We start from the raw sequence: 26,163 nt of genomic DNA on the forward strand, positions 1-26,163 counted from the left end.
GGTCATGGCACTCCTAGGTTAGCAACAGGCTTACAAGGTACTTCTTCCTTCTCGGCTGCAGGACGGCCCGGGGTACTCAACGTCGGTGACTGCACCTAAGTCGCAGGCCTGGTCCAACGCCCAGCGGTGCAGCGAATCCGGATACGCCGCCTACGGCTGCGGTGAAGGCTGGCTGCACCTGCTCCAGGACTGGGTGATCGTCGAACCGGTCGACGACGGCTACCGGCCCGTGCCGCCGGGGACCGTTTCCCACACTGTCTTGTTCACGAACCTTGCGAACCGCGTCCAGCCCATCATCCGGTACGACGTCGGTGACCGCGTCCTGGTCAGGCCCGATCCCTGCCCCTGCGGGGACACAGCCCCGGCCATCCGGGTGCAGGGGCGGGCCTCGGACGTGCTCACCTTCCCGGCAGCCGACGGCGGCGTGGTGACGGTGCCGCCTCTGGCCCTGGGGACCATTGTCGACCGGACCCCGGGGGTGGTGCTGTTCCAGATGGTCCAGACCGCACCCGCCAGCCTGTCGGTGAGGCTGCGCCCGGACCCGGACGCAGACGCCGAACAGGTCCGGAGAACGGTCTTGGAGGGCATCGCCACCCTGCTTGCCGGCCTTGGCTTGGCCCATGTCACGGTGGAAGCCGCAGCGGAGCCGCCGGAGCAAACCACCGGCGGAAAGTACCGCACCGTGATCCCGCTGCATGCCTGAGCACCTCGACCCGCCGCCACCCCGGCGCTACCGTTGAAGTGGTGTCTGGGATGGACGACTTCGACGGGTTGGTGGCCACAGCGCGGACGGCGTACGCCCGCGGCGACTGGCACGCCGCCTACCGGGCGCTCAGCCAGGCCAGGGCATTGTCGGAACTGGACACAGCGGACCTGAGCCTCCTGGGCAGGGCCGCGTGGTGGCTCGGCCAGGTCCAGGAATCGCTGGAGATTTCCGAGGACGTCTACTACCGCTTCCAGGACGACGGCGACGCATCGGATGCAGCCATGAAGGCCCTGCACCTGGGGCTGCTGTGGTTCATCCGCGGGGACGTGGTGATCGCGTCCGGCTGGGTGAACCGTGCCCGGGGCCTGCTGCAGGGCCTGCCGGAGGGCCCGGAGCACGGCTATCTGCTCTATCTGGACGCGAGCCTCGCGCTCAGCGCCGCGGACCTGGCCCCGGCGCGCGAGACCGCAGCCAGACTGCAGCACATGGGCCGGAGCATGCGCGTCCCCGCACTGACCTCCTTGAGCCTGGTGCTCGCGGGCCTGGCTGACCTGCGCAGCGGCAGCACCGCCGCCGGATTCGCCCAGCTGGACGAGGCCATGCTTCCGGTCCTCGCCGGCAGGCTCCCGCCGGAATGGGCCGGGGAAATCTACTGCACGGTGATCCATGCGTGCCACGAACTGGCAGACCTGCCCCGGATGCGCGCCTGGACGGACGCCACCGAGCAGTGGGGCGGCCAGTTCGTGGGCGACGTGGTGTATGCCGGCATCTGCCGTATCCACCGGCTGCAGCTGCAGAGCATCGAGGGCGGCTGGGACGCGGCGGAACGGGCGATCGAGCAGACCGGGGCGGAGCTGGTGGGCCGGAACAACTGGGTGGCGGGGGAAGCCTATTACCAGCTGGGCGAACTGCGCCGGCTTCGCGGCGACAGCGCGGGCGCCGAGGAGGCCTACGCCCGGGCATGGTCGCTGGGGACCGAACCGCAGCCGGGCGAGTCGCTGCTACGGCACGCTGCCGGGAAGAAGGAAGAGGCGTGGGCCGGACTTTGCGCCGCCCTGGCCGGACGGGACCGGCTGGCCTGTGCGCGGCTGCTGGTGACCGGCGTCGAAATCGCCCTTGCCCTCGGACACTCCGACGAGGCCGAGCGGCTCTGCGTCCGGCTGGAGCAGACCGCGGCCGAGTTCGGAACGGCCGGCTTCCGTGCCTGGGCCGGACAGGCTCGGGCCGCCATGCTGATCGCGCAGGCGCACTATGCTGAGGCTCTGCCCGTGCTGCAGTCGGTGGTCCACGATTACCGGAGCCTGCACGCCCGCCACGACACGGCCAGGGCCTATGAGATGCTCGCCCAGGCCCACCGCGGGCTGGGGCAGTCCAGCGTGGCCGCCGCGGATTCCGCGACAGCACTGGCGATTTACCGCGAACTCGGCGCCCTTCCGGATGTCCAACGGCTCGACGGCGGCGCTCTCGCCGGCCGTCTTCCCGGCGGCTTGACCGAGCGCGAGGCGGACGTCCTGGCGTTCACCGCCGCAGGAGCCAGCAACAAGCAAACCGCCGAGGCACTGTTCATCAGCCAGAAAACGGTAGGCCGGCACCTGGCGAACATCTTTGCCAAGATCGGTGTCTCCTCGCGCACCGCCGCGGCAGCCTGGGCGCATGAGCACGGCTTGGAGCCCCGCCGCTAGTGCCGCCGTCGTCCATGGGCGCCCGGGGGAGTGCCGCCGTCGTACGTACTGCGGACCATGGCCGCGCCGCACGGGACCGGCGCCTGCATGATTTGCCCCATGGGCCCCGAAACGGAACGCATCATTCGCCCGATGCCGGCGCCACCGCCTCATTCCTACGCTGGAATCACTCAGGCAAGGACGCCTGTACCAAACGGAGGAACAACAATGACCATCGACCAAGAAGTACCCCTGGCAGAGATCGACACGGACGCAGCCCAGGCTTTCGCCGGACGCTATTTGGGCATTCTGAACGACGCCTCGATCGCCCTGCTGACCAGTCTGGGGCACCAGACGGGCCTGTTCGAGACGCTGGCGGGCCTGCCTGCTGCCACCAGTGAGCAGATTGCCGACGCCGGCGGCCTCAACGAGCGCTATGTGCGCGAATGGCTGGGCGGAATGACCACGGCGGGCGTGGTCTGCTACGACCCCGAGTCGGGAACGTACTGGCTGCCCCGCGAGCATGCTGCCGTTCTGACCAGCGCCGCGGGCCCGGACAACATGGCCATTCTGATGCAGCACATCTCCATGATGGGCGAGGTGGAACAGAAGATTGTCGAGCGGTTCCGGCACGGCAGCGGGCTGTCCTACGAGGACTACCCCCACTTCCACCGGAACATGGCCGAGACCAGCGCAGCGGTCAATGACGCGGCACTGCTGGACGTGATCCTGCCGTTGGTGCCCGGCCTGCCGGAGCGGCTGGCCGCCGGAATCGACGTCGCCGACGTCGGCTGCGGCAGCGGCCATGCGGTCAACCTCATGGCCCGGGCCTTCCCTGCCAGCAGCTTCACCGGCTACGACTTCTCCGAAGCGGCCATCCGTGCCGCCCGCGACGAGGCGGAACGGTGGGGGCTGGCGAACGCCAGATTCGAGGTGGTTGACGTGGCCGCCCTGGACGCCGAGGCCTGCTTCGACCTTGTGACGGCCTTCGACGCCATCCACGACCAGGCGCACCCCGCGGCAGTGCTGCGGAACATCCACCGGTCACTGCGGGCCGACGGGACCTTCCTGATGGTGGACATCAAGGCATCCAGCAAGGTGGAGGAGAACATCGGCCTTCCGTGGGGCAGTTACCTCTATGCGATCTCGACCTTCCACTGCATGAGCGTTTCGCTCGGGCTCGACGGCGACGGGCTGGGCACCGTCTGGGGCGAACAGCTGGCGCTGTCGATGCTCGCCGACGCCGGCTTCGCGGATGTGGAATCCCGGGATGTCGAGTCGGATCCGTTCAACGCCTACTTCATCGCGGGAAAGTAGGGCTGCAGCAGCGCGGACCCCGACAACTCCCGTTCACCGCTCCGTCGGCGCCGCCCATTGGGCCGCAGACGGCGACCAACAACCCGGCCTGCGCCGTGGCGACCGCAGCAGAGGTCAAGCAGGCCGATCTCTAATCCGTTTCCCCGGCACGGGATCGCCCTCCTGGGGACCGGCGCGCCTTATGCTGTGACAGCAACCATGGGGAACACAACCGAAAACCGGGGGACAGATGTCGACAAGCCAGTACGGACCAGCCAACGCTTTCCAGCAGCAGGATCAGCGGCCGGTGACCATGGGGGAGCTGCGCTGGTACATGGAGGGTATGCGGCACGCCCGGCTGGCGACCGTGTTTGGCATCCTGTCGATATTCAGCCTGGGGATCCTGTTCGGTCCGCTGGCGATCGGCCGGGCGAAGAAGGCTGCGGCGTTCGGAGTGCCTGCGCCTGAAGGGCAAGTGCTCGGCTGGGTGGGGATCGGCTTGTTCATCCTGGGGACGGTGTTCTTCGTCGGCTACATGGCGCTGATCTTCAGTATCGCCGGCAGCCTCTCGGATCCGGGCAGAATGTCCGCGTAGAACACCGGGACGTGACAGGACGCAGGTCCCTCAGCCGCCGTCCTTGGACGCCTGTGTCATCGACTCCGGCGGCGCCGGGAACGGCTCCGCTGGGTAGAGTCCGGCGACGTCGAGCATGTAGTTCGCCCACTGCGGGCCGGCGAGCATGTAGCCGTCAATGTTCTTGTAGAACTTGCCGTTGACGGTGATGTTCTGGCCGGGCCGCTTCTGGCCCTCCAGCGCGTCGCCGAAAAAGGATGCGGTGGCGAGGCCGCTGGTGTAACCGACCACCCAGGTGGCGCCGTTGTTGTTGGACGTGCCGGTCTTGGCCGCTGCCGGGAACCGGTCCTGGACTTTGGGCTCGATGTAGATGCCGGATCCCCGCTTCAGCACCTCCTGGAGCACGGAGTTCACGCCGCGGGCCACGTCGGGCTTCACCGCGCTGCGGCAGTCGCTGGGCTGGACCGGCAGCCGTCGCCCCGCCGCATCGATCACCTCCGCGATGGCGATCGGGGCGCAGTACGTGCCGTCAGCGGCGAACGTCGCAAACGCGTTGGCCAGAACCAGCGGCGCCACGCCGATGGCGCCCAGGAGGTTTCCGAGCTGGTGCATGTTCACCTGGGCGTAGTCCACGCCGCTGTGCAGTCCCACGGCGTCCACCATTGCCTGGATGCCGCAGAAGTCCAGTTGGGCGGCTTCAGCGAACGTCGCCGTGTTAATGGAGTTGTAGAGCCCGTAGTCGACGGGCATGGTGCGGTAGTAGCCTTCGTCGTTGTTCTGGAGGTCCTCCGCTGCGCCGAGCGCCGTTTCCGCCGTGTTGTAGGCTCCGAGGACTTTCCCGCAGCTGGACTTCCACGGGAAGTCCAGCGGATATGTCCGCCGGGCCGCATCCACCTCGGCTGCCATGGACTTGCCTTCGTTCAGCCATTCGGCGAAAACGAACGGCTTCATGGTGGAGCCGGGCTGGAAGCCGCCCGCGCCGTTCAGGTTGTTGCCGTTGGCGTCCTTGGCATCCACGTTGAAGTTCAACTGGGTATCGAATTTTCCGGGAGCGGGCAGAAACACAGTGTTTTGCGCCATGGCGAGGACCTTGCCGGTGCCTGGCCCGACTGAGACGAGCGCCGCACCCCATTTGTCCGGATTGGCCCCGGCTGTGGCGTCGACCTGTGCCTGCGCGGCCGCCTGCAGCCTGCTGTCCAGCGTGGTGGTGATGGTCAGGCCGCCGCGGTACAGCTTCTGCTCACGGTCCGCGGCGTCGATCCCGTAGGCCGGGTCGTTGAGGATCAGGTGCGAGACGTAATCGCAGAAGTACGGCGCCATGTCAGCCGCGGAGCATCCCTGCTTTGCAGGAGTAATCTTCAGGTCCACGCCGCTCGCGACGGCGGCCGCATGTTCGGCTGGGAGGATTTTCCCCTCCCGGAGCATCGCGTCCAGTACCTGGTTGCGCCGTTTCATGGAGTTGTCCGGATGGACGGTGGGATCGTAGAAGCTGGGGCTGTTGACCAGTCCGGCGAGCAGGGCAGACTGCGGCAGGGTGAGGTCTTTTGCGGACGTGCTGAAGAAATGCCGGGCCGCAGCCTCAATGCCGTACGCGTCCCGGTTGAAGAAGACGATGTTGAGGTAGCCCTCCAGGATCTGGTCCTTGGTGTACTTCTTTTCCAGCTCGATGGCGAGCTTCATCTCCCGCACCTTGTAGCCGAGGCTCTTTTGCCCGCTCAGGATGACCTGGTCGCTCCGGTCCGCCGACAACAGGGACTCGTTGATCACATTCGTAACGTACTGCTGGGTCAGCGTGGAGGCGCCCTGCCTGCCGCCGCCGGTCAGGTTGGATGCGAGCGCCCGGAGGATCCCTTGCGGGTCGACGCCGGCGTGCTCGTAGAAGCGGCTGTCTTCGATGGCGACGATCGCGTCCTTGATGAAGGGCGACATCTGGTCCAGTGCGATCCTCACGCGGTTTTCCGCGAAGAACGTTGCAATCGGCTTTCCGTCCGCGCTCAGCACGCTGGTTGACTGCGACGGCGGCTCCACCGACAGCTGGGCCGGCAGGTTGTTGAAGTAGGAGATGGACCTGCTGACGGCCATGCCGCCGGCAGCGACGCCGGGGATCGCCAGACTGGCGACCAGGACACCGCAGATCGCGCTCACCGCCACGAATCCGAGGACCCTCCAGAGGGCCGCGGCCGGTCGAGTTCGACTTCGTGTCTTCCGCGCCATGGTCTGTCCAGCTGTTGCGCTCAAATGGATGCCCAGAATACGCCGGGACTCCGCCGAAGAACCAGTGCCGGAAGTACTGGGCGGCCGGTGCTGTGAAGCGGGAACAGCAGCCGGACCCGCCAAGGACGGCGATGAGGGCCAAGGGCTCTACCCGCCTCCGGGCCCGGGCTGTTACACCGGAAGTCACGCAGGACGCGCGCCGGCGCGTCCAGCATTCTTTCGGCGCCATCCGAGCCCGGAGGGGGAGACGTTATGACAATCCGCGGACCACGGTGGCTGTTCCGGGCCGGAGCCGCAATTGCTGCAGCCGGGTCCGTCGCCGCGTATCTGGCCGTGGTAAGGCCGCGGCTGCTGCGGGCCGGGGCCACTGCGGAGGAAGCGAACGGGCCCTATCCCGGCGGCGGACTTATCCCGGACGGGGTCCGCAGCGGGACCATGGCGGTGACCATCGATGCGCCCCGCTCGCGGGTCTGGCCGTGGCTGGTGCAGATGGGAACCGACCGGGGAGGATGGTACAGCTGGGACCGGCTGGACAACTTCGGGCACCCCAGCACCCGGACCATCCATCCCGGCTGGCAGGACATTGCGGTCGGGGACCATCTGGCCGGCACCCCGGACGGCAGCCAGTGGTGGGAAGTTGCGGCCCTGGACCCGGAACGGTTCCTAGGCCTTCGCATGTCGCTTGATTTGCGCGGCCGGCCGTTCGATCCTGCCGGACGGCGTCCCCGGTATTTCACCGACTCGCTGTGGGGATTTCAGCTGAGAGATGCGGCGGGCGGCGGCACCCGGGTCATCGTCAGCGGGTACTGGACGCTCCGGCCGACATGGCTGCAGCCTGTTGTGGGCATCTTGTTGCTGGAGCCGGCCCACTGGGTCATGCAGACCCGGCAGTTCTCGAATCTCAAACACCGGGCCGAGTCAGCTGGCGCTTGAGCCGCCAGGGACCGGTCCGGAGACCTGTGCCATCACCCGCGGCGGTTCGTGTCCAGGACGGTGACGTCCAGGGGCATGCGGCTGCCGGCGTCGGCAGTTCAGTCCTCACCCTTGTCGGGCTTGTCGGGCTTGTCGGGCTTGTCGGATTTGTCCGCCTTATCGGACGTGCCGGACGTGCCGGACTTCCCGGACTTCCCCGGTTCCTTGGTCATCTGCTCCGGCGGCGGGGGGAACGCTGCCGCCGGGTAGAGCCCGCCCGCCTCGAGCATGTAGTTGGCCCACTGCGGCCCGGCCAGCATGTAGCCGTCGATGGCTTTGTAGAACTTGCCGTTGACGGTGATGTTCTGGCCGGGCCGCTTCTGGCCTTCCAGGGCGTCCCCAAAGAACGAGGCGGTGGCCAGGCCGGTGGTGTATCCCACCACCCAGGTGGCGCCGTTGGTGTTCGAGGTGCCCGTCTTGGCCGCGACCGGGAAGCTGTTGTGGACCTTGGGCTTGATGTAGACGCCAGAGCCCTTCTTCAGGACGTCCTGCAGGACGGAGTTCACGCCCCGGGCGACGCTGGGCTTGACGGCCTCCCGGCAGGACGGGGTCTGCGCCGCCAGGTTCTGGCCGGCCGCGTCGGTCACTTCCGTGATGGCAATCGGCTCGCAGTAGGTGCCGTCGTTGGCGAACGTGGCAAAGGCGTTGGCCAGAACCAGCGGCGCCACCCCGATCGCCCCCAGCAGGTTGCCCAGCTGGTGCATGTTCACCTGCGCGTTGTCCAGGCCGCTGTGGATGCCGACGGCGTCCACCATCTTCTGGATCCCGCAGAAGTCCAGCTGGGCTGCTTCGGCGAATGTCGCTGTGTTGATGGAGTTGTACAGCCCGTAGTCCACCCGCATCCGGCGGTAGTAGCCGGCGTCGTTGTTCTGCAGGTCGTCCGCCGCGCCCAGGCTCTTCTCCCTTGAGTTGTAGGCGCCCAGCACCTTGCCGCAGCTGGACCGCCACTTGAAGTTGAGCGGGTACGTCCGGCGTGAAGCGTCCACCGTCTCGGCCAGGGATCTGCCCTCCTGGAGCCATTCCGCCAGGGTGAACGGTTTCATGGTGGACCCGGGCTGGAACCCGCCGGCGCCGTTCAGGTCGTTGCCTTTGGCGTCCTTGGAATCGACATTGAAGTTCAACTGGGTGTCGAACTTCCCCTCCTCGGGGAGGAAGACGGTGTTCTGCGCCATGGACAGGATCTTCCCCGTCCCCGGCGCGACGGACACCAGCGAGGCGCCCCATTTGTCCGGGTTGGCCCCGGCCGTGGCATCCACCTGCGCCTGCGCCACGGACTGCAGCCGACTGTCCAGCGTGGTGGTGATGGTCAGGCCGCCCCGGTACAGCTTCCGTACGCGCGAGGGAAGGTCGACGCCGTACGCCGGGTTATTCAGGATCAGATGGGACACGTAGTCGCAGAAGTACGGCGCCATTTCCGCGCCGGCACAGCCCTGCCGTCCCGGGTTGAGGTTCAGGTCAATCCCGGTGGCAACAGCGGCGTCGTACTCCGCCCGGGAAATCCGGCCCAGTTCCAGCATGGCGTCGAGGACCTGGTTGCGGCGCTGGAGGGTGTTCTCGGGATACAGGGAGGGGTTGTAGAAGCTGGGGCTCTTCACCAGCCCGGCCAGGACGGCGGCCTGCGGCAGGGTCAAGTCCTTGGCCGTGGTGTTGAAGAAGTGGCGCGACGCGGCTTCGATCCCGTAGGCGTCCCGGCTGAAGAACACGATGTTGAGGTAGCCCTCGAGGATCTGGGCCTTGGTGTATTTCTTCTCCAACTCGATGGCCAGCCGCATCTCGCGGACTTTGTCCCCGATGCTCTTCTGCCCGTTGAGGACAATCCGGTCGCCCTTGTCCGCAGACACCAGGGACTCGTTGAGGACGTTGGTGACGTACTGCTGCGTCAGGGTGGAGGCACCCTGCCTGCCGCCGTTGGTGATGTTGGACGCCAGCGCTCGCAGGATGCCCTGCGGGTCAATGCCGGCGTGCTCGTAGAAGCGCCGGTCCTCGATGGCGACTATCGCATCCTTGATGTAGGGCGACATGTCAGCCAGGCTGACGCGCACGCGGTTCTCCGCGTAAAACGTGGCGATGGTCTTGCCGTCCGCGGTGAGGACCGTGGTGGACTGCGACGGCGGTTCGATGGTCAGTTCGCCGGGAAGGCCGTTGAAGAACCCCACCGATTCCCGGAGGGTGACGCCGGCCCCGGCAACGGCGGGCACCACCAGGCTGGCGGCAAGAACCCCGCAGACCACGCTCACAGTGACGTACGCCAGTATCCCCCGAAGGGCCCTGGACAGCGGAGGTCGCGGTCGAGCCATGCACTGACCCTAGGGGCGTGCTGCCGGCCGGGGCCTCATCCGAAATGGATGGTCCCGGCCGGCGGCGGACACGGCGCTATCACCTTTGGATTGTCTGTTGACACCCCACTTTGCGCAGGACAAGACTGGCTCCACACAACAAACTCCGGCGGCCTTTGCCAGCGCCTTGGAGTGAGGTGGGACGATGCAGATTCCGGCTCCATTCGAATACTTGCGGCCCCCTGTCGTGGACACCGCGCCAGCCGGCGGCTCCCGCCCGCGGCGGGCGCAGCGCGTGCTTTTTGCCAGCGCCGAGGCGTATCCGTTCGTCAAAGTGGGCGGGCTGGCCGATGTCAGCGGCGCCTTGCCCAAGCGGCTGGCCGAGCTCGGCTTCGATGTCCGTTTGGTCATTCCGGGATACCGCGGGCTGGGTGGCACCCCGGTGCTGGCCTTCGAGGTCCCGCTGGGCCCGGTCGCGGAGCGCGTCGAAGTCCGGCGCCTGCAGCCGCTGGGCAGCGTGGAAGTCCTCGCCCTGTGCATTCCAGGCTGGTTCGAGCGGGATGTCCCGTACAGCTACCAGGACGACGACGTTCTGCCGTTCGTGCTGTTCGCCAAGGCCGTCACGGCCCTTGCCGTGCAGGATGCGTGGCGTCCCGACGTCATCCACTGCAACGACTGGCACTGCGGCCTGGTGGCCCAGGACGCCCGGGAGGGACGGTACCGCCGGGAACTGGCGCGTACCGGGATTGTTTTCACGATCCACAACGCCGCCTACCAGGGGCGGGTCGGAGCCGCCACTGAGCGGCTGATCGGGCTGCCCCCGGCCGGCACACTGCTGGAGCGCGGCATTGCCTTCGCGGACCGGGTCAGCACCGTCAGCCCCAGCTACCTGAAGGAGATCCGCACCCCGGCCCTGGGGGCGGGGATGGATGATCTGCTGCGCGCCCGCGGGGACACCGCCAAGGGCATCCTCAACGGCATCGACTACGAGGAGTTCAACCCCCGGCGGGACCCGTGGATCGCCACCCGCTATGACCGCTCCCACGCCGCCGGGAAAGCCGTGAACAAGGAGGTGCTGCAGCGGATCAGCAACCTGGAGCCTGTGCCGGACCGTCCGTTGTTCGGCATGGTGGCCCGGCTAGTATCGCAGAAAGGGGTGGGCCTGCTGTCCGCGGCGCTGGACCAGATCGTGGCTCGGGGAGCCCAGGTGGTGGTGGTGGGCGAGGGGGCGCCGCGCTACCGGCGGGCGCTGCAGGCGGCGGTACCGCGCCTCCCCGGAAGCGTGGCGTACCACCCCACGTCCCGGGAATCCCTGGCCCGGCAGGTCTACGCCGGCGCCGATTTTTTCCTGGCCCCTTCCGTTTTCGAGCCCTGCGGCCTGACCCCACTGATTGCCCTGCGGTACGGCACCATTCCGGTGGTCCGCCGGACCGGGGGCCTCGCGGACACGGTGAGCGACTATGCCGAGGATCCGGAGTCGGGGCTGGGGTTTGTTTTCGTCCAGCGCAGGGTTGCGTCGCTGCTGTCGGCCGTGGACAGCGCGCTCGCGGTCTACCGGCGCGTGCCCGAATGGCGCCGGCTACAGCAGCGGGTGATGGCGGCGGACTTCTCCTGGTGCGGCCCCGCCTGGGAGTACGCCGCCCTGTACGAGGAAGCCGTGCGCTCGCGGCGGGAACCCGACGCCGGCCGGGAACCCGACGTCGGCGCTTCCGCGCGGCCGGACGTCCAGCCGGTCCGCTCCAGGCCGCGTCCTGCGCCGCTTCCCCTGGCCCTCGTCCACCACGCAAACCAGTACCTTGTCACCGACGGTTACCAGGACAGGGAAGGCCTCACCTCGATTGTGGCCGGCTATGCGGAGCTGCTGAAACTGCATGAAAAGTACCGCACCCCGGTTGCCCTGCACCTGTCCGGGACCATGGTCGAGGCGGCCGCCTGGCACCACCCTTGGTTCCTCGCCGAAGTCCGGCGCCTGCGCGACGCCGGACTCGTTTCGCTGATCGGCGGGACTTACTCCGAGAATGTCCTGACCTCCTTCGACCGGGAGTACAACCGGCGGCAGCTGCAGGAGCTGTTCTGGCTCTACCAGCGCCACCTGGGATGCGCGCCGCAGGACCTGGAGATCTGCTGGATTCCCGAACGCGTGTGGGACACCGACCGGCTCGCTGGGATCCTCACGGACCCGTCACTTCCCAACGGCGGCTACCGGTACGTCCTGCTCGATGACCGGCTGCTTTATCCCACCGACGGCGACCACGGCGGTGACCGGGCCGATTTCGACGGTGCCGACCCGGCCAGCCCGCCGCCGGCCGACGCCCTGCGCCCGTACTGCATCGCGGGCGGCCACGGCATGGAGGTGGTGCCGATGTCCACGCGGCTGCGGTACTGGATACCCCCTGACGACCGGAAGCGCTGGCGGAGCCTGTCCCGCGCGGCCGAACTTCCCACCGCCCCCGGCGATGACACTGTGCTGGTGTACGCCGACGATATGGAAAAGAGTGCCGGGGTGGGCCCGTGGCACCCCAGCGCGCTCGGCCGGTACGAGGACTTCCTGCGCTGGCTGGCCACCCAGCCGACGCTGGTGCCGGTGGACCTCCCGTCATGGCTGCGCCAGCGCAGGCGCGTCCCCGGCGTCCGGGTGGTGGAGCGAGGCACCTTCGTGGAGCTGGCCCAGGACTGGCACGCGGGGGAGGACTACCGGGGCTGGGACCAGGACCGGGCCTGGCGCCCGTACCAGGATTACCTTGCCCGGGCCCGCCGTGCCGTGGCCGTGGCGGAGAGGGCAGGCGCGGAGCCGCGGCTGACCGCGCTGGCCTGGAAGCACCTCCTGGCGTCGGGCTACGAAACCGCCTGGCACGACACGGACCTCCCCGGGCGGCCGCCCGCCGCCTGGGCGAAGGCCGTGGCGAGCCACGGCCGCGCCGCCGGCGTCCTTGCCGCCGCGGCCCGGTGGTTCGGCAGCCGCGACCGCCTGCTCGGGGCGGAACTGGCCGACATCGACGACGACGGCACGGAGGAGCTGGTCCTGCGCAACGAGCACCTGTTTGCCGTGGCGGCGCCGGACTGCGGCGGGCGCCTGGTCTACCTGGCGTGCCGCGGTCCCGACGGCGGCGTGCTGGTCATCGGGAACCCCACCGACGACTGGAACCGGCAGGAGGAGATGAACCGCTACATGGACGTCCCCGGCAACCATCCCGGTGCGCTCGCCGACTGCGGCGGCGTCCACGACCGGTACGTCGCGGGGATCTCTGGCGGGGACGGCGAGGTCCGGGTGGAGCTGACGAACGTCCAGATGGGCAGCCCGCTGCAGGGGCTCCGCAAGCAGATACTCCTGGAGCCCGGCAGCCCCGCATTGCTGGTGGCCTACCACCTCCCCGCGGCAGCATCCGGGATCACCGTGGAGACCTGCCTGTCACCCGACTACTACCGGCTGCTCCGGCACGGCCCGGCCGGCCTGCAGCGCCACGGCGGACGGTGGTGGCGGGGCGCCCGCAACCACGGGGCCGCTGTGTGGATCGCACTCGCCGACGACGAGGCGACCGCCTGGTGCGATTCCGCCGGTCCCGACCCCGGACACGGTGTCATGGTGCGCCTGCGCGGCGGGGCCCGGTCCTTCCACCTGCTCCTTGGCGTCGGGGACGTCGACGACGCCGACGCGGCACGGATCCTGCGCGCGGGCCGCGAACGCCTGGCCGGCCCGGCCGCCCGTGACCGGGTGGGAGGCCGGAAATGAGTGCCGTCGCCGCCACACCCTCCGGGGCTGCCCGGGCGGAGCGGCTCGCGGCCGCCGAGTCCCTCCTGGCGTCGCCGCCGCCGCTCGAAGACCTGCTGAACGGCCTGCACAATGGCCTACCCAATGGCCTGCCCAGCGACCCGCAGGCGGACCCGGGGGAGGCCGCCCCAGTGCCATCGGTCCCGGTGCACGTGGTCACGCGCTCGGTGGTGCACGCGTCCCGCAGCCGCCCGGTGGTCAGGTGGACGGTGGCGCTCGACGGCGGCCCGCCGGCGCCGGCCCCGCTGGCGGTGATCGGCAAGGGGTACCGGGCGGGCGGCGGCGAGCAGGCGTGGCGGCTGCTGGACAGCCTGCGCCGGGCCGGCTTCGATGACCCCGGGTACCAGGTCCCGGCTCCCTACGGCTTTGATCCGGCCCGCCGGCTCCTTGCCCAGGAGGAAGCGCCGCCCGCCACGCTCCACTCGCTGTTGGACGGCGACCTGCGCGCGGCCGCACCCGAGGCCGGCCGGGCAGGAGGCTGGCTCGCCCGGCTGCACGCTGTCCGGGGCGTGCAGGCACCGGACCTCGCTGCGGACTTCGAGCGGCTCAAGCTCAGCGAGTACTCGGCGGCGCTGGCGCGGCTGCTGCAGCACGACGCCGGCCGGCTGGCCGAGCTCACCGCCGCCACCCTGGCGGCACTGGAGCGTGCAGGCGACGGCACCGCCGGGCGCACCGTGGTGACCCACGGGGACTTCCAGCCCAAGAACATCCACCTGGACGCCCGCCGCATTGTGGTCATCGACTTTGACCGTGCAGCCCTGGCCCCTGCCGCGCGGGACCTTGGCCATTTCATCGGGCAGACCCTGACCATGGGCGCGTCGCGGCATGGGGACTTATCGGCCGCCGCGCCCTGGGTGGAGGCGTTCCTGGCCGGCTACTCCGGCGCCGGCGGCGACCCCGGTGCCGTCCGGGCAGCCCCGGCGTATGTGGCCCGCACCTTCGCCGAGGTCCTCTTCTACCGGCTTGTTGTCCGCCCCGTGAAAGACCCCTCGTTTGTGCCGGACTGGCTCGACGGTTGGGAAGCGGCGGTTGCGGATGCGGCAGGGGGCGGGTACCGGTGAGCGGCACCCGGTACAGGCGTCCGCGCGCCCCGGCTGCCGCGCACCAGCCGGGTGCTTCCGCCCTGCCCGTCATGAGCGCCAGGGTGATCCTGCGGACCTTCGGGCCGTTCCTGCGGCCGCAGTGGCCAGGCTGCCTGCTGGCCGGGTTGCTGGCCGTTGCCGGGACGGGGGTGGCGCTCCTCAAGCCGTGGCCGCTGAAGTACCTCTTCGATGAAGTCCTGCTTCCCACGGACGGCTCGGGCGGCCAGGACGTGCAGCGCATCCTGGCCATGGTGGTCCTGGCGCTGGCCGGCATCGCCATCCTGGACGCCCTGGTCGGGGCAGCACGCAGCTACACCCAGGCCGTCGTCGGTGAGCGGGTGGCCGGAGCGATCCGCACCAAGCTGTACGACCACCTGCAGCGGCTGCCGCTCAGCTACCACGAGCGGACGCCGACCGGCGAGCTGACCACCCGCCTGACCGGCGACGTCGACAAGGTGCGCGCGCTGCTCACTGTGACGCTGGTGGACGCTGCCACCAACGTGCTCACGCTCGCCGGCATGGCAGGGGTGCTGCTGGTGCTGGACTGGCAGCTCAGCGTGGCGCTGCTGCTGGTGCTGCCTCTGCTCCTGCTGACGGTGGCCAGCTTCCGCGCCCGCATCCGCGCGGTGGAGGAGGACTCCCGCGCCATCGAGGGGGACCTGGCGGCGCTGGCGCAGGAGTCGCTGGTCGCCGTGAAGCTGGTCAAGGCCACAGGACGGGAAGACCAGGAGTCGCGCCGCTTCCGGAGCCGCTCGGACGCCGCGGTGGCGGCGGTGCTGCGCTCCGCGCGCACCAGCAGCGCGTTCGGCGCCGCGGTGGATGCCGTGGTGGCCGTGGCCATCGCCGGCCTGGTCTGGCTGGGTGCCCAGCGGGTGCTGGCGGGCGCCCTCACGCCGGGCGACTTGGTGATCTTCACGTCCTACCTGCGTGACTTCTTCGGACCCACGCGGTCGTTGTCCAAACTGCCCGCCCAGCTGACCCGCGCCGGCGTCCGGGCCGCACGCATTGCCGACACCCTGCACCGCCGCCCGGCAGTTCAGGACAAGCCCGACGCGCAACCCGCCGGCCGGCCACAAGAGAAGCTGAGCCTCGACGGCGTCGGGTTTTCCTACACGCCCGACCGCCCCGTCCTCCAGGAAGTTGACCTGACCGTGCCCGTCGGCAGCACCCTCGCCGTCGTCGGACCCACAGGCGCGGGCAAGTCGACCATTGCCGCCCTGCTCTGCCGGCTGCAGGACCCCACCAGCGGGCGCGTGCTCCTGGACGGCGCCGACCTGCGCGACCTGACCGGCGCAAGCCTGCACGCCCAGGTGGGCCTGGTGACCCAGGACGCCCTGCTGTTCCGCGCGTCGGTGCGGGAAAACATCGCCTACGCGCGTCCCGACGCGTCTGCGGCGGATATTGAGCGCGCCGCCCGCGCGGCGCAGGCCCACGAGTTCGTACAGGCGCTGCCGGACGGCTACGAGACGGTCCTGGCCGAGCGCGGGGCGACCCTGTCCGGCGGACAGCGGCAGAGACTTGCGCTGGCCCGCGCAGTGCTGCAGGGGTGCCCCATCCTGGTGCTCGACGAGCCCACCACCGGCCTTGACGCCCGGTCCGAGGACGCCGTCCTGCGCGCCCTGCGGGAAGTCTCCTCCGGACGGACCACGGTGATCATTACGCACCGCATGGCGGCCGCCATGGCCGCGGACCAGATTGTGGTGCTCGACGCCGGGCGAGTGGTGGAACACGGCACTCACAGCAGCCTCCTCGCGGAAGGCGGCCTCTATACCGAGATGTGCCTTCTCCAGGGGATCACCGGCCCGCTGGCATTCCTCAACGGCACCTCCGGTTATGGCCGCCACGCCGCCGGCTCCTGCGAATCACTGCCCGAACACCTCGCCACCTTGAAGGAGGAAGCATGAACCGCGTCCAGGTCCACTCCCAGTTCCGCCGGGTGATGGAGCAGCAGACCGACCGTGCCGAACGGGTCAGGACCCCGGAGTTCCTCGACCGTTACGTCCGCCCCCACATGGGTCCGGACGCCCCGGCCGGCGGGACGTGGACAACGCAGGTGATCCAGCTCGACGGCTCCGGGGCGGCCACCGTCCGGGTGGAGCTCGACGGCGGGCCTCCGGTGTTCGCGAAGCTTTTCCCCTTCGAGGACGGCCCCGCTGTGCACGCGAAGCTGCAGGCCCTGCGCGGCGCCGGGCTGGGGGAGGGCTCCCCGTACCGGGCCGTGGAACCCCTGGCGTGGTACGGGGAGGAAAAAGTCCTCCTGTGCCGGGGCGCGCCGGGCCGGGCGCTGTCGGACCTGCTCGCAGCGGACGGTGACGAGCTCGCTGCAGCCTGCGCCCGCGCGGGGCGGTGGCTGGCCCACCTGCACAGTACCGACCTGCGGGTCGGGGCGCCGCAGTCCCTCCTAGTCACGGGTGAGCTGACCAGCCTGGCGAAGCGCCTGGCCAAGGTGGCGGCCGGGAACCCGGGCTACGTCGACACGGCGCTGGCCATGCTCGAACGGCTCGACGCCCTCACGCACGACACGGCCGACGGCGTCGTGGCCCAGAGCCACGGTCAGTACCGGCCGATCCATGTTTTCCTGGGCGAGGACGCGGTGACCGTCATCGACCTCGACCGCAGCGCGCCCGCCGACCCCGCCCGCGATGCAGCCGAGTTCCTACACCGCCTGCGCATCGGTGTGCACGACGCCACCGGCGACATCAGGCGCGCCGACCCGCCGAGCGCCGCCTTCCTGGACGCCTACCACGCGGCGACGCGCGGGGACCTGCTGCGGAACCTGCGGTTCCACTGGGCGCGCTACATCCTTCACAGCGTCAACCGCAGTATCAAGTCCGGGGAGGCAGACTGGCGGGACGGCGGCGATGCCGAGTTCCGGCTGTACCGGGACGAGTTCGACCGGGTGGCAGAGGGGCGGGCCGGGGCATGACCATCCCGGCGGGCATGCTGCTGGACCGGGCGGGAAACGAACTCCCGCTGGCTGAGCTCGCCGCCCAGTGGCCACTGGGCGGCTGGACCTCCGTGAGCCCGGTGCCGGGCGGCAAGAACGAGCATTTCCGCGTGGCCGCGGCGGACGGGATCTACTACCTGCGCCGCTCGCACCGGCTCAAGCCGCGGGACGAACTGCTCAGGCAGCTGAGCCTCATGAGGCTGCTCCGACACCGGGGCTTCCCGGCGCCGGATGTGGTTCCCAGCCGCACCGGCGCCGGCCACGCTGAACTCTCCGGCCGGTGGTGGATCGCCACCCGCTGCATTGAGGGAAAGCCGTTCGACGGCGGCTCGCAGGCACACGTGCGGGGCCTGGGCCGGACGCTGGCCCGCTACCACTCGGTGGTGGCCGACCAGCCCGCGGCAGTGGCCGAGCCGGCGGTGCTCACCGAGCTGCGCAACCGGGTCGCTGCGCGGGACACGGATCCGGGGCTGCGGGCCCGGGCCGAACTCATTCTCGAGCGGCTGGCGGTCCTGCTGCCGGAGCTGCCGCGGGTGGTGGTGCACGGCGGCGCCCGGCGCGGGAGCCTCGTCTTCGACGGCGACGACGTAGTGGGCGTCCTGGATTTCGACAGCGCCCATGCTGACGTGCGGGTCCTGGACCTTGCCGTGGCCGTCCACGACGTCGGCAAGGTCTACACGCGCCCCGGCGACCCGGACAACAAGGTGGCGCTCGACCTTGGCCGGGTCACCGAGCTGCTCGCCGCCTACAGCAGGGAGCTGCAGCCCACAGCGGGAGAGCTGGAAGCCCTGCCGCTGCTGCTGCAGGCAAAACGGCTGAAGCGGGGCCTCGGCCGGCGGAACCGCGCCCTGGACGGGGACAACCTGTCTGCCAACGACTACGGCAAGATCCTGCTGGAGGACCAGCGGCTCGCGTGGCTGGACGAGCACCACGACGCCCTCGCGGCAGCCTGCCGCAAAGGGGTCAGCTGGCCGGAGTGACCAGGCCCTTGACCTTTGTCTCGCGAAAGTCCTTCACAGCCCGATCCCGGCCGCGTGCGTATTGAGTGTCCACCCGCCGCGTAGTAGCGTGACAGAAAATGTCAATCCGCAATACAAACACCCTGGAGCGATCATGACATGTGTCACGCGGCGATTGATGTCCGTCACGGCAGCGCTGGCCCTCAGCGTGACAGGAGCCGCGGTGGCCGGCCCCGCCCACGCGGACCCGCGCGAAACGGTGAAGGAAGCCACCGCCACCGGCTATGGCGGCGCTGTCAGCACGGTGGATCCCGAGGCCTCCGCCGCTGCCCTCGACGTCCTCCGTAAGGGTGGCAACGCCGCCGACGCCGCGGTCGCCGCCGCCGCCACCCTCGGCGTGACCGAGCCGTACAGCGCAGGAATCGGCGGGGGAGGCTACTTCGTCTTCTACGACGCGGAGGCCGGCAAGGTGGGCACCATTGACGGCCGGGAGACGGCGCCGGCCAAGATGCCGAACAATGCCTTCATCAACAAGGCGACCGGGCAGCCCTACCGGTTCACTCCGGACCTTGTCACAAGCGGCGTCGCCGTCGGCGTTCCCGGCACGCCCGCCACCTGGGAGCGGGCCCTCGACCGGTGGGGTTCCCTGAGCCTCGGCGAGGCCCTCAAGCCCGCCATCAAGGTGGCGACGCGCGGCTTCGTAGTGGACCAGACGTTCCGCCAGCAGACCTTGGACAACAAGTCCCGCTTCGCCGCGTTCACCTCGACCAGCAGCCTCTTCCTTCCCGGCGGTGACGCCCCCGCCGTCGGCAGCGTCTTCCAGAACCACGACCTGGCCGCGACATACCGGCTCCTCGCGAAGGAGGGAACGGCTGCCTTCTACGGCGGTCCGCTTGCGGGGGAGATCGCGTCGACTGTCCAGGCTCCGCCCAAGGCGGCCGCCACGGCCCTGCCTGTCCCGGCCGGGTATCTGACAACGAAGGACCTGGCCGACTACCGGGCCCTGGACCAGGCGCCCTCCCACGTGGAGTACCGCGGCCTGGATGTCTACGGCATGGCACCGTCCAGCAGCGGCGGCACCACCACCGGCGAGGCGCTGAACATCCTGGAGCCGTTCAACCTCTCCGATATGTCCCGCCCCGCCGCCCTGCACCACTACCTTGAGGCCAGCGCCCTGGCCTTCGCGGACCGCGGCAAGTACGTGGGCGACCCCGCGTTCGTTGACGTCCCCACCGAGGCGCTCACGGATCCGCTGTTCGGCAAGGAGCGCGCGTGCCGGATCGAACCGGCAACGGCTGCCCCGAAGCCGGTCCTGCCCGGGGATGTGTCCTCGTACGACGGCGTGTGCCCGGCTGCCCCGGCAGCGGCCGCCGACGAGAAGGACACCGAGAACATCTCGACAACCAACCTGACCGTCGCGGACAAGTGGGGGAACGTGGCTGAGTACACGCTCACCATCGAGCAGACCGGCGGCTCGGGGATCGTTGTTCCGGGCCGCGGTTTCCTGCTCAACAACGAACTGACCGACTTCTCCACCGTGTATGACGCTTCAGACCCGAACCGGATCCAGCCGGGCAAGCGTCCGCGTTCGTCCATGGCTCCGACCATCATCCTCAAGGACGACAAGCCGTTCCTGGCCCTCGGTTCACCCGGCGGGTCGACGATTATCACCACCGTGCTCCAGACCATCCTCAACCGGGTGGACCTGGGTATGGACATCTCCGAGGCAATCGCAGCACCGCGGGCCTCGCAGCGGAACACTGCCGCCGTCACCGCGGAGCCCGGGTTCATCGATGCGTTCGGTGAGCAGTTGACGGGGTACGGACACAAGCTCAACCCGTCGGGCGACGCATTCACCTCAGCTGCAGAGATCGGTGCGGCGACCGCCATCGAGTTCCTGCCCGGGGGAGGGATGACCGCAGCGGCCGAACCCGTGCGGCGCGGTGGGGGCTCGGCAATGGTCCTCACCCCGTCACGCTGAATCCCGCCTTCCCTTTTCCACCGGCGTGTCCGCGTGCCAGCATGGGAACCCACCGGTTGTATAACCGGATGATGTGAACAGTGAGGGACCCCCATGCAATCCAACGAACTGCTGCTGGACGCCTTTGGCAGGATCCATGAGACCGTGGCCCGCGTCCTCGACGGCGTCAACGACGACGATCTGGCACGCCGGCCCGGCGGCAGTGGAAATTCCATGGCGTGGCTGATCTGGCACCTCAGCCGGGTGGAGGACGCGCAGGTCGCGTCGGCCGCCGGCCTGGAACAGGTTTGGACCGCGCAGGGGTTTGCCGGCCGCTTCAATCTGCCACTCTCGGGCCGCGACACCGGCTACGGCCACACCACCGGCCAGGTGGACAGCGTGAAGGCCCCGGCGGACCTCCTGCGCGACTACTACGACGCCGTCCACCGGCAGACTGCGGACTACGTGCAGACCCTCGGCGGCGCGGACTTTGACCGGATTGTGGACACCCGGTGGGACCCGCCCGTCACGCTTGGGGTGCGGCTGGTGAGCACCATTGCCGATTGCCTGCAGCACGTGGGGCAGGCGGCGTATGCCAAAGGACTGGTCGCCGGACCGGGTAGCTAGGACGCGTTGCCGGCGCCGCGACCTTCCTGCAGTGCCGCCGCCACCAGGCGGTCAAAGCTGTCGGTCCCGCTCTCCGGCGGGAGCACGGAGAACACTGCCACCCACGTGGTGTTGCCGTCTTTCTCCTGTGTGGCCATCCGTTCCACATGGAGACCCAGTCCGGGCACCCCGCTGACCAGGAGCAATCGCCGCTCTCCGGTCTTCACCATGCGCTGGAATTCCTTTACCGACAGCTGGCCGTCCGGGCTGTGCGTGACCTCGGCGAGGGTACCGTTCACCCGTTTGGTCAGCCCCTGCATGAATTTCCTCCTGCCGGAGACTGTGGGGACCGTGAGGAGGGCCGCAAAGCAGACCGTGAACAACACCACAGCTCCGGCACTCCGAAGGCTCGGGATGAACATCATGAGGACCAGGCACAGGACCACCCCAAAGATACTGAACATCACGAACTTAACTGCCGGGCTTTCACCCGGCTTCCGGGACCACCGCACCAGGGCGACAGTGCTGGTACGGACCCGGTTGGACGGTGATTTCTCCATGGCTAGTTCCCCTTCAGTTCCATAAGCGCCTCGGCCAGGATGATGGCCTCGCGGGCTTCCCGGAGATCGCTGAGCAGCCCGGTGTCCGGAAGGGCTGAAACAGCAAGGGTGGAGCCTGCGAGGGATGAAAAAATGCTGCTCAGCTTGTCGCGGTCCTGGGAGAGCAGGCGGGATGAGTTCAATTTCGCCCTGCTGGACTCCAGCTCCTGGAGTGAATGGTGGATGGCCTCGCGGCGGCCGTGCATGACCGTCAGCCTGTCCCGGATGAGCTGGACTCGGCCGCGGAGCATCGATTCCATCTTTGCGGCCACGTCGTGGAGCTCGGTCAGTGCAGTGCGGGACTGCGGTGACCCGGTATGCCCGGCCAGGTGCTCGCCGACGAGGCGCCGCCGTCGTTCCCATTTCCGGACAGCTGATTCATAGGGCGCCAGCAGCAGCCCGACCGCCGCGACGGCCTTCTCCAGCGACGCAGCCCGGGTGGTGAGGCTGGTGGTGGCGGCGTCCAGCCGCGACAGGAAGGTGTCGTAATTGTCAGGAGGCTGTGCGCTGGAGGTACTCACCAGCAGCACCGCGCGCGGCGGCACGGTTCCTCTCGCCAGAACGCGCCCCCATCTCTCATGGCTAGAGAATAGAGGCTCCGGACCCCACGGCATAGAGGTTTGGCCAGCTGCTCCCGGCCTTGACACTGACTTTGGACCGCGCGGAAACTGAAAAGTCCAGGCTGCTCACCGAAGCAAGGGAACGGAAAGACAATGACCGATACAGGCTCATTTGTGATTGTGGTTGGCTTTGACGGTTCCGAAAATTCGCACCTTGCGCTGACGTGGGCTGTGGAGGAAGCCCGCCAGCGTAACGGCCAGCTCCGCGTGGTCACGGCCTGGAGCAAGCCGCCGCTTTCCTGGTATCCGGCGCTGCTCGAAACAGCCGCCGGTGAAATCGTGGCGGAGGATTCTCCCGAAAAGATGGCGGGGACGGTTCAGGCCGAAGCCCTCAAGGCAGCGGAGGATGCGGGGGTGGCCGCCTCAGGACAGGTGGTGCACAGCGATTCTCCGGCGTCGGCGCTGCTGGACGTGGCCAAGGACGCAGATCTCGTGGTGGTTGGGGCCAGGGGGCACGGCGGGTTCAACGGGCTGCACATGGGCTCGGTCTCCACCCAGGTCATCGGCCACGCACCGTGCCCCGTCCTTGTTGTCCGGCCCAAGGCCGCCTGAGGCTATCAAGTTTGCGGGTCCGGCTTTGTGCCGGATTTCGCGGCCATCGTGGGATGGCGTCCGGGGCTGGCCAGAGTCCAGTGCCGGACAAGGGGGCAGGCCGGTGGGCCGGGCGCGGACCGTAGTTCCGTCCAAGTCAGTTCCGTTCAGGTCAGTTCAGTTCAGTGCTGGAGGGCAAACTAGCGATCCAACTGAAGTCTGGCACTGCCCGCACCAATCGTTCGGGTTGTCCTTGCCTGGACCTGGCCAACATGCGGGTTTTGGCGCGCCGCCGGAGTTTTCGGCGGATACGACGGGTGTTTGCGGCACCGCATTCCGGTGCGGCGGCGTCGAGCAAGGATGGGCCGGAGCGAGAAGTGCCGGTTCGTGGCATGTCGGCCAGTGGTGTTTCGGGGAGGTCCGGGCCGGTGCGTGGATTGCCGGTCAGGGGTGTGCCGGGGAGGGGTGGTGCGGTGGAGTGGTAGGTGTGGCCGGTGGGGGTGGTGACTTGAAGGGTGTGTCTGGGGCCGGGGCGTGGCCTGACGGTCCAGCCGGGGGTTTCTTTGGTGTGGTTGCAGGCTTCGCAGAGTCCGGCGCCGTTGCCGGCGGTGGTTGGTCCGCCGTGATGCCAGGGGATGATGTGGTCCAGGTGCCGGATGGGCGCGTCGCAGTACGGGGTGCGGCAGGTGTTGTCCCGGGCGGTGATGAACCTGCGGAGCCCGGGCGGGAACAGCCGGGCCCGGGAGTCCAGCGCGACCAGTTCTCCGGTCCCGGGCGCGGTGTAGAGCCGCCGGAGCCAGAGGCGCAGGTCCGCGTGCGGGTCCTCTGCTGTGCTGGCGGTCGTTGCTGTTGGGTCTCCGGCAGGTCCTGCTGTGACTTCTGGTCCGGGGCGGGTGCCGGCTGCCTTTCCTCCGCTGATCAGTTCTCGGGTCCAGCCTGCGGGGACAACGCCGTAGCCGGGGAGACGGGCCGGTTCCGCGTCTCCCTGGAAGAGGGTGCGGTCGGTCATGATGAGCTGGATTTCGATGCCGGTGATCCCGCCGCGGGTGCCGGTAATCCCCTCGACGAGGGCGTCGGCTTTGAGCTGGCCGCGGGTGCGGGGGTCTCCGGCGGCGCGGGCGGTGTCGGCGTGCCGGGTCAGCGCTGCGTACACGGCGACCCCGGCGGAGGCAGGCAGCAGGGCAGTGAGGTAGCACATGGTGTCCGGGGCCGGGCGGAGGCTGACGGTCCGTTCGGTCGCGGCGTGGGCTGCGCGCTGGGTGACGGTGCGGGGGTCCCGCCGGTACGCCGCGGCCCGCGCCGCGGCGATGATGGCCCGGTCCCCGGCGCCGTCGAACGTGCCCGTGTCCGGGGCGAGTTCCTCATCGACGGCGGTCCGGTCCGCGGCGGTCAGGGCGGCTGTTTCGCGGACGATTAGGGTGGCGCGCCATTCGTTGACCTGCCCGGCCTCCAGCGCCGCCAGGGTGTGCGGCATCTCGGTGACGAGGGCTTTGGCCAGGCCCAGGAGCCGGCCGCCTTTGGCCGGGGATTCGCGCCGGGCCAGGGCAATCTGGGCCGCGACCCCGGTGCCGAGTTCGGCCGCGGGCACCCCGGCCGCGGCCTGTTCCCGGCGCTGGAGCAGATCGAACTCGACGGACAAGCGGGCCTGCCGGGCTGACAGGGCAGACTTCTCGTCCTCCAGGGCCCGGATCTCAGCAATCAACCTTGCGCCGGTCGACTGGGCGCTTTCCGGCCCGACACCGCCCGGCTCACCCGCGCCCGGACCCGGCACTTCCCGGCGGCTGGCGCCCACCGACGGTACATCCGCGAACGTCCCGCCCGCCGGCCGAGCTGCCTCTGGATCCCGCCTGTTCTCCATAATTGAAGGCTACTTTCGACCTACGACATTTAGCGGCGAACCAAGCCAGACAGACAGGCAGGAGGCCACAGGTTCCGCATGGCGGGGCGCCAGCATTTCCGGATAGATGAGGCTAATCCGCGGCACGTCCGCGGCCGTTCCGCCTGCCGGCAGAAGTGCTTCTGGATCCCGCCTGTTCTCCATGTTTCAAGGCTACTTTCGACCTACGACATTTAGCGGCGAGCCAAGCCGGACAGGCAACACGCCCCAGGCGCTATCCGGCGTCGAGCCGACAGGGGCCGGCATGCTCAAGACCGTGGCCAGACAGGCATCACGCCCCAAGCTCCGCCCGCCGGGGATCCGGAGTCGACCCGGCGTCGAGCCGGCGGGCTCCAGACCGCGGGAAGCCGGCCGGCATGCGACAGAATGAAGAAATGAGCGATGCCGGCGACTTCATAGACACAGCGCTCCAGCGCGAGTCGTCATGGGAGCGGGCGGAGGCCTTAGAGGCGACGCACGGCGGGAATCACCGGTATTACGGAGCCTCTGTCGGGGCAATCCGAGGCACGGTCCGCGATGCCCTCCGCCGTCACCCCGGCCTGACGCACGACGACATCACTGCCCTCAGTTCCGAACTGTGGGAGGTGCCCGTCTTCGAACGCCGCCTCGCCGCCGTCGTCCTCCTGCAGTCCAGCGTCGGACTCCTGAACAACACGGACCTGACGCGGATCGAGGGCTTCGTGCGGAGCGCACACACGGCCGCGCTGGTGGACCCACTGTCCACCGACGTCGTGGGCCCCCTGGTCGAGCGGCTCGACGTCGTCCGGAGGGTGCGCGCGGACAGCGTCCTGGACCGGTGGGCGCGTGATCCTGACGATTGGCTGCGCCGGGCCGCCCTGCTGTCCCCGCTCCGCGCGCTGCGTGCCGGGGCGGGGGACTGGCCCCGGTTCGCGCGTCATGCGCGCCTGGTGCTGGCGACGCCGCTTGTCCGGGACGCGGAAGACGACGGCGGTGCTGCCGCCGCGGAGGCGGTCACCCTTGTGATCGAAGAAATGGCCCGACGCCGGCCCGAGCTGCAGCTCTGAACCTCGCGCCCCGACGCCGGACCAGGAAACGCTTCAGCTTCCGGGCCGGCGCTCCACCACCGCGTAGGCCTTCCCGTCGAAGAACTCCCAGTCGGTGACCACCATAAAGCCGAGCGCATCCACCCGGTCGTTGAGCACGTGCGCGTCGAATCCGCCGTCGCGGGGCTCTGCGTCCCACGTGGAAACGTGGACTTCACCACTTTCCAGGACCAGGAGTTCGGTGTTGACGCTGAAGTCCTCCTGCGGCTCGCTGCGGAGCTGGCACAGGGCGACGCAATGCCTGTTGACCTCGGGATTGTTCATGTTCGGGCCTCCGCCTCGGGGGAACGGTGATGGCATCATCCTATGCCGGATGCCCCCTCCGTCGACGGGGAAATCACCCGGCAGCCCGGCACCCCGCCGTTACCTCGATGTGACACTCCGTGATCATTCCGTTACCGTGGTTAAGTGCCTGTTGTTTCCGAGACGG

20 protein-coding genes are annotated in these 26,163 nt (G+C 69.1%); 14 read left to right on the forward strand and 6 right to left on the reverse strand.

The genetic code is table 11. The annotated features are described in order from the left end of the window. Positions 1-85: 85 nt before the first annotated feature. The 4 genes from AR539_RS12870 to AR539_RS12885 all read left to right on the forward strand — a co-directional run bounded on the left by AR539_RS12870 (position 86) and on the right by AR539_RS12885 (position 4,258). Positions 86-703, forward strand: coding sequence for a hypothetical protein (locus AR539_RS12870; RefSeq protein WP_197410636.1), 618 nt, complete (start codon positions 86-88; stop codon positions 701-703). Positions 704-753: 50 nt separating this feature from the next. Further along, entirely contained in the window at positions 754-2,388 is a 1,635-nt protein-coding gene (locus tag AR539_RS12875; protein WP_066437504.1) for a LuxR family transcriptional regulator, read from the forward strand. Between the two features lie 207 nt (positions 2,389-2,595). Continuing rightward, positions 2,596-3,684 carry a class I SAM-dependent methyltransferase gene (locus AR539_RS12880; protein WP_066437507.1) on the forward strand — a complete coding sequence of 363 codons (1,089 nt, stop codon included), beginning with the start codon at positions 2,596-2,598 and terminating at the stop codon, positions 3,682-3,684. Between the two features lie 229 nt (positions 3,685-3,913). After that, positions 3,914-4,258, forward strand: a complete 345-nt coding sequence (locus AR539_RS12885; RefSeq protein ID WP_066437510.1) for a hypothetical protein — start codon at positions 3,914-3,916, stop codon at positions 4,256-4,258. Between the two features lie 30 nt (positions 4,259-4,288). On the opposite strand, the gene AR539_RS12890 is transcribed toward AR539_RS12885, so the two are convergent. Then, positions 4,289-6,451: a transglycosylase domain-containing protein gene (locus AR539_RS12890; RefSeq protein ID WP_066437512.1), complete on the reverse strand. Its 2,163-nt coding sequence runs from the start codon at positions 6,449-6,451 to the stop codon at positions 4,289-4,291. 252 nt (positions 6,452-6,703) lie between these two features. Between AR539_RS12890 and AR539_RS12895 the strand changes: the two genes are divergently transcribed. Then, entirely contained in the window at positions 6,704-7,384 is a 681-nt protein-coding gene (locus tag AR539_RS12895; protein WP_231728609.1) for a hypothetical protein, read from the forward strand. Between the two features lie 98 nt (positions 7,385-7,482). On the opposite strand, the gene AR539_RS12900 is transcribed toward AR539_RS12895, so the two are convergent. Beyond that, positions 7,483-9,720, reverse strand: a complete 2,238-nt coding sequence (locus AR539_RS12900; RefSeq protein WP_082699359.1) for a transglycosylase domain-containing protein — start codon at positions 9,718-9,720, stop codon at positions 7,483-7,485. 226 nt (positions 9,721-9,946) lie between these two features. On the opposite strand from AR539_RS12900, the gene AR539_RS12905 reads away from it, so the two are divergent. The 7 genes from AR539_RS12905 (at position 9,947) to AR539_RS12935 (ending at position 21,043) form a co-directional block, all read left to right on the forward strand. Beyond that, positions 9,947-13,429, forward strand: a complete 3,483-nt coding sequence (locus AR539_RS12905; protein ID WP_197410637.1) for a glycogen/starch synthase — start codon at positions 9,947-9,949, stop codon at positions 13,427-13,429. Then, positions 13,426-14,529 carry a phosphotransferase gene (locus AR539_RS12910; protein ID WP_066437515.1) on the forward strand — a complete coding sequence of 368 codons (1,104 nt, stop codon included), beginning with the start codon at positions 13,426-13,428 and terminating at the stop codon, positions 14,527-14,529. Before AR539_RS12905 ends, AR539_RS12910 begins: the two co-directional genes overlap by 4 nt. 71 nt (positions 14,530-14,600) lie before the next feature. Then, complete coding sequence (locus AR539_RS12915; protein WP_157361014.1) at positions 14,601-16,454, forward strand: ABC transporter ATP-binding protein; 1,854 nt, start codon at positions 14,601-14,603, stop codon at positions 16,452-16,454. After that, complete coding sequence (locus tag AR539_RS12920; protein ID WP_066437519.1) at positions 16,451-17,476, forward strand: hypothetical protein; 1,026 nt, start codon at positions 16,451-16,453, stop codon at positions 17,474-17,476. Before AR539_RS12915 ends, AR539_RS12920 begins: the two co-directional genes overlap by 4 nt. Then, the gene (locus tag AR539_RS12925) at positions 17,473-18,477 is read left to right on the forward strand and encodes a phosphotransferase (protein ID WP_066437520.1); all 1,005 of its coding nucleotides are present in this window, start codon (positions 17,473-17,475) and stop codon (positions 18,475-18,477) included. Before AR539_RS12920 ends, AR539_RS12925 begins: the two co-directional genes overlap by 4 nt. A gap of 133 nt (positions 18,478-18,610) precedes the next feature. After that, positions 18,611-20,437, forward strand: coding sequence for a gamma-glutamyltransferase (gene ggt, locus AR539_RS12930; RefSeq protein WP_066437521.1), 1,827 nt, complete (start codon positions 18,611-18,613; stop codon positions 20,435-20,437). A gap of 93 nt (positions 20,438-20,530) precedes the next feature. Then, positions 20,531-21,043, forward strand: a complete 513-nt coding sequence (locus tag AR539_RS12935) for a mycothiol transferase (RefSeq protein ID WP_066437524.1) — start codon at positions 20,531-20,533, stop codon at positions 21,041-21,043. On the opposite strand, the gene AR539_RS12940 is transcribed toward AR539_RS12935, so the two are convergent. Together AR539_RS12940 and AR539_RS12945 are read right to left on the reverse strand one after the other, a co-directional pair. Beyond that, on the reverse strand, positions 21,040-21,582 hold the full coding sequence (locus tag AR539_RS12940) for a hypothetical protein (RefSeq protein ID WP_066437525.1): 543 nt from the start codon (positions 21,580-21,582) through the stop codon (positions 21,040-21,042). The genes AR539_RS12935 and AR539_RS12940 overlap by 4 nt on opposite strands. Positions 21,583-21,584: 2 nt before the next feature. Then, positions 21,585-22,166 (reverse strand): hypothetical protein, encoded by a 582-nt coding sequence (locus tag AR539_RS12945; protein ID WP_066437528.1) that lies wholly within the window; start codon positions 22,164-22,166, stop codon positions 21,585-21,587. A gap of 168 nt (positions 22,167-22,334) precedes the next feature. Here AR539_RS12945 and AR539_RS12950 point away from each other — a divergent pair, with 168 nt between their 5' ends. Further along, positions 22,335-22,793 carry a universal stress protein gene (locus AR539_RS12950; protein ID WP_066437530.1) on the forward strand — a complete coding sequence of 153 codons (459 nt, stop codon included), beginning with the start codon at positions 22,335-22,337 and terminating at the stop codon, positions 22,791-22,793. A gap of 151 nt (positions 22,794-22,944) precedes the next feature. On the opposite strand, the gene AR539_RS12955 is transcribed toward AR539_RS12950, so the two are convergent. Continuing rightward, complete coding sequence (locus tag AR539_RS12955) at positions 22,945-24,474, reverse strand: DUF222 domain-containing protein (protein ID WP_442854409.1); 1,530 nt, start codon at positions 24,472-24,474, stop codon at positions 22,945-22,947. A 569-nt stretch (positions 24,475-25,043) separates the two neighbouring features. Between AR539_RS12955 and AR539_RS12960 the strand changes: the two genes are divergently transcribed. Beyond that, positions 25,044-25,694, forward strand: coding sequence for a DNA alkylation repair protein (locus tag AR539_RS12960; RefSeq protein WP_066437533.1), 651 nt, complete (start codon positions 25,044-25,046; stop codon positions 25,692-25,694). A gap of 33 nt (positions 25,695-25,727) precedes the next feature. Here the strand turns inward: AR539_RS12960 and AR539_RS12965 are convergent, their stop codons facing one another. Next, positions 25,728-25,997: a hypothetical protein gene (locus tag AR539_RS12965; RefSeq protein WP_066437536.1), complete on the reverse strand. Its 270-nt coding sequence runs from the start codon at positions 25,995-25,997 to the stop codon at positions 25,728-25,730. Between the last annotated feature and the right edge of the window lie 166 nt (positions 25,998-26,163).

The sequence above is a fragment of the Arthrobacter sp. EPSL27 genome (assembly GCF_001512305.1).
Classification (GTDB): domain Bacteria; phylum Actinomycetota; class Actinomycetes; order Actinomycetales; family Micrococcaceae; genus Arthrobacter.

Coding starts and splice junctions, on each gene's coding strand:
- AR539_RS12960 (WP_066437533.1), top strand. CDS start 25,044: ATGAGCGATGCCGGCGACTTCATAGACACAGCGCTCCAGCGCGAGTCG.
- AR539_RS12940 (WP_066437525.1), bottom strand. CDS start 21,582: ATGGAGAAATCACCGTCCAACCGGGTCCGTACCAGCACTGTCGCCCTG.
- AR539_RS12890 (WP_066437512.1), bottom strand. CDS start 6,451: ATGGCGCGGAAGACACGAAGTCGAACTCGACCGGCCGCGGCCCTCTGG.
- AR539_RS12880 (WP_066437507.1), top strand. CDS start 2,596: ATGACCATCGACCAAGAAGTACCCCTGGCAGAGATCGACACGGACGCA.
- AR539_RS12935 (WP_066437524.1), top strand. CDS start 20,531: ATGCAATCCAACGAACTGCTGCTGGACGCCTTTGGCAGGATCCATGAG.
- AR539_RS12965 (WP_066437536.1), bottom strand. CDS start 25,997: ATGAACAATCCCGAGGTCAACAGGCATTGCGTCGCCCTGTGCCAGCTC.
- ggt (WP_066437521.1), top strand. CDS start 18,611: ATGACATGTGTCACGCGGCGATTGATGTCCGTCACGGCAGCGCTGGCC.
- AR539_RS12910 (WP_066437515.1), top strand. CDS start 13,426: ATGAGTGCCGTCGCCGCCACACCCTCCGGGGCTGCCCGGGCGGAGCGG.
- AR539_RS12875 (WP_066437504.1), top strand. CDS start 754: ATGGACGACTTCGACGGGTTGGTGGCCACAGCGCGGACGGCGTACGCC.
- AR539_RS12900 (WP_082699359.1), bottom strand. CDS start 9,720: ATGGCTCGACCGCGACCTCCGCTGTCCAGGGCCCTTCGGGGGATACTG.
- AR539_RS12885 (WP_066437510.1), top strand. CDS start 3,914: ATGTCGACAAGCCAGTACGGACCAGCCAACGCTTTCCAGCAGCAGGAT.
- AR539_RS12920 (WP_066437519.1), top strand. CDS start 16,451: ATGAACCGCGTCCAGGTCCACTCCCAGTTCCGCCGGGTGATGGAGCAG.
- AR539_RS12895 (WP_231728609.1), top strand. CDS start 6,704: ATGACAATCCGCGGACCACGGTGGCTGTTCCGGGCCGGAGCCGCAATT.
- AR539_RS12950 (WP_066437530.1), top strand. CDS start 22,335: ATGACCGATACAGGCTCATTTGTGATTGTGGTTGGCTTTGACGGTTCC.
- AR539_RS12925 (WP_066437520.1), top strand. CDS start 17,473: ATGACCATCCCGGCGGGCATGCTGCTGGACCGGGCGGGAAACGAACTC.
- AR539_RS12915 (WP_157361014.1), top strand. CDS start 14,601: ATGAGCGCCAGGGTGATCCTGCGGACCTTCGGGCCGTTCCTGCGGCCG.